The sequence below is a fragment of the Micromonospora tarensis genome, assembly GCF_016803395.1.
Lineage (GTDB): Bacteria > Actinomycetota > Actinomycetes > Mycobacteriales > Micromonosporaceae > Micromonospora > Micromonospora tarensis.
The window spans coordinates 1-3,216 of sequence record NZ_JAEVHL010000413.1; the positions used below are offsets into that span (position 1 = coordinate 1).

Sequence of the window (3,216 nt, forward strand, 5' to 3'; positions counted from 1 at the left end):
GCCAGCCGCCGGCGAGGCCGGGCCAGGGCGCGGTTGGCCGGCGGTACGCCCGGAGTCGGGCGGGTCGGCCGGCCCGTCGTGGCCGGGGTGGTGGATGCGCCCACGGGAACTCCTCGGGGGTGGTGGGGCCTGGGGTGGCACCATCCTGCCCGGCACCAGCGCCGGATGGGATGGCCCGGTCCGCCCTTCGTCCACCACCTGCCCGGTTTGTCAGCCGGCGGGTGGTGATGCGGCCCATCCCCGCCCGCGCCGGAGCCGTCGTGTTGTGTGCGACCGTTGTCTAATACAGGATCAGCAGGGCACTCGGAAGGAGCCCGACATCACCAGCGAACTCCCGCGTCTCGCGGCGGTGACCCGGCCGCACCGGGGGGCCGGCTTGGCCGGTTCCCCAGTTGTGCCGTACCCGCACGGCGGTCTGGCGCGGCACGCCAACCTGCCGCCGGGTGAGCGGTTGCGGGTGCTGCTGGTGGAGGACGACGAGGGCGACGCCTTCCTCGTCGGTGAGCTGCTCGCCGAGACGAACTCGATGATCGACCTGTTGGTCGCCACCAGCCTCAGCGCGGCGCGCCAGCGGATCACCGACGTGGACTGCGTCCTGCTCGACCTGGGCCTGCCCGACGCGCAGGGGCTGGACGGGCTGCGCCAGGTGCTGGAGATGTCCAGCGGCGCCGCGGTCTGCGTGCTGACCGGCCGCTCGGACGAGCACCTGGGCGTCGTGGCGGTCGCCGAGGGCGCCCAGGACTACCTGGTCAAGGGGCAGGTCGACGGGGTGCTGCTGACCCGGGCCCTGCGCTACGCCGTGGAGCGCAAGCGCGCCGACGAGAACGCCCGGCGGCTGCGCGAGGTCGAGCTGCGCCAGGCCGAGTCGGCCCGACTCGAACGCGGCCTGCTGCCCCAACCGCTGATGACGACCGACCAGGTGGCGGTGCACACCTTCTACCGGCCCGGCCGGCACGCCGCGTTGATCGGTGGGGACTTCTTCGACGTGGTGCAGACCCGCCCGGACCGCCTCGACCTGATCGTCGGCGACGTCTGCGGGCACGGGGTGGACGAGGCCGCGCTCGGGGTGGAGCTGCGGGTGGCCTGGCGGGCGCTGGTGCTCGCCGGAGTGCCTGACGACGAGGTGCTGCCCGCCCTGGAGCAGGTGTTGATGAGTGAACGCCGCCTCCAGGAGATCTTCGCGACGGTGGCCACCACCCGACTCGACCTGGACGCCAACCGGGCCACCGTCCGCCTGGCCGGGCACCCGCCGCCGCTGCTGCTCTCCGGTGGCCGGGTCGTCCCGGTGCCCGCGCCCGGTGGCCTGCTGCTGGGCGTACGACCTCGCCGGCCGATCGCCTACGACCTGGAGTTCGACACCGATGACTGGTCCCTGCTGATGTACACCGACGGCCTGATCGAGGGGCGGGTGGGTCCCGGCGACGAACGGCTCGACGTGCCGGGCCTCAGCCGCCTGCTGGACGAGCCGGCCAACCGCTCCGTCGCGCTGCCCGAGCTGCCGGCCTGGCTGGTCGGCCGGGCCGAGCGGCTCAACGGTGGCGCGCTCTCCGACGACGTGGCCATGCTGCTGGTCAGCCGGGGTGGTGGCCGGTGATCGAGGGCTGGAGTCTGCGTCGTCGGGTCATCACTCTGCTCGCGGTGGTGGGCGTGCTGTTGCTGGGCCTGGCCGCCGCGGAGGCGACGATGGCCGCCCGCAACCGCACCCAGATCGACGCCGTCCTGAACCAGACCGGTCCGTTGCGGGTGCAGTCCCAGGAACTGCTCAACGCGCTGCTCGATCAGGAGACGGCGGTCCGTGGGTACGCGGTGAGCGGCGATCCGGCCGACCTGACCCCCTACCAGGAGGGGGTCGACCAGGAGCAGAGCGTCGTCGCGTCGATGCGGTCGCTGCTCGACGACTATCCGCAGATCGGCACGGAACTGCAGCTCGTGGAGGAGCGCTCGGCGCAGTGGCGGCAGTCGGTGGCGCAGCCGGTGATCGCCACCACCCAGCAGAGCGGCACCAGCGCGGGCCAGGCGTTGGTCACCGAACAGGCCCGCCAGCAGTTCGACCAGGTGCGGGCGGCGGTGACCGACCTCCAGGAGGAGATTCTCAAGGCCCGGGAGCAGGCCGCCGACGACGTGCGGACCAGCAGCAACGTGCTGGTCGTCCTGTTGATCGTCGCCGCGCTGGTGGTGGTCGTCGCCGGTGCGCTGCTGCTGCTCTCCCTGGACCGGATGGTCATCCGACCGCTGATCGTGCTGGCCGACCAGGTCCGCGAGGTCGCCGAGGGTGACTACCAGCACGGCATCGCCACCAGTGGCCCGCCGGAGTTCATCAGGCTCGGCGAGGACGTGGACGCGATGCGCCAGAAGATCGCCGCCGACCTGGCCGAGGTCCGGGCCGCCCGGGAACGCATCGAGTGGGTCAACAGCCAGCTCCAGAAGCAGGCCGAGGAGCTGACCCGGTCCAACCGTGACCTGGAGCAGTTCGCCTACGTCGCCTCGCACGACCTGCAGGAGCCGCTGCGCAAGGTGGCCAGCTTCTGCCAGCTGCTCCAGCGTCGGTACGCCGGGCAGCTCGACGAGCGGGCCGACCAGTACATCGCCTTCGCTGTGGACGGCGCGCAACGGATGCAGCGCCTCATCAACGACCTGCTCGCGTTCTCCCGGATCGGCCGGCTCACCACCGGGTTCGTCGAGGTCGACCTCAACAAGGTGATGGGCGACGTGGCCGGCCAGACCGAGGCCGCCCGGCAGTACGCCGACGCCGAGCTGACCTCGGGTCCGTTGCCGGTGATCTCGGGTGAGGAGCCGCTGCTCACCAACCTGGTCAGCAACTCGATCAAGTTCCGCCGTCCGGACGTGCCGTCGAAGGTGCACGTCTCGGCCCGGCTGGTGGGCGCCGACTGGGAGATCAGCTGCGAGGACAACGGCATCGGGATCGAGCCGGAGTTCGCCGACAAGATCTTCGTGATCTTCCAGCGGCTGCACTCGAAGGACGCGTACCCGGGCACCGGCATCGGGTTGGCCATCGTCAAGAAGATCGTCGAATATCACGGTGGCCGGGTCTGGGTGGACACCGCCGTGTCGGAGGGCACCGCGATCCGGTTCACACTGCCGGCGCTGCCCGGCGAGGTCGAGGCCGCTGCCGCCGCCGACGCACCGGAGCAGCCGCAGGACCTGGCAACGGAGGACGCGACGCCCTCGGACGAGGCTCCGGCGGAGCCCTCCGGC

Annotated in this window: 2 protein-coding genes; both read left to right on the forward strand. The window is 71.8% G+C overall.

Annotation, left to right across the window (positions count from 1 at the left end; translation table 11 throughout):
- Positions 1-394 precede the first annotated feature (394 nt).
- Positions 395-1,594 (forward strand): PP2C family protein-serine/threonine phosphatase, encoded by a 1,200-nt coding sequence (locus tag JM949_RS34820; RefSeq protein WP_203152309.1) that lies wholly within the window; start codon positions 395-397, stop codon positions 1,592-1,594.
- On the forward strand, positions 1,591-3,216 hold a 1,626-nt coding region (locus JM949_RS34825; RefSeq protein ID WP_309232452.1), incomplete at its 3' end, for a sensor histidine kinase. The genes JM949_RS34820 and JM949_RS34825, both read left to right, overlap by 4 nt.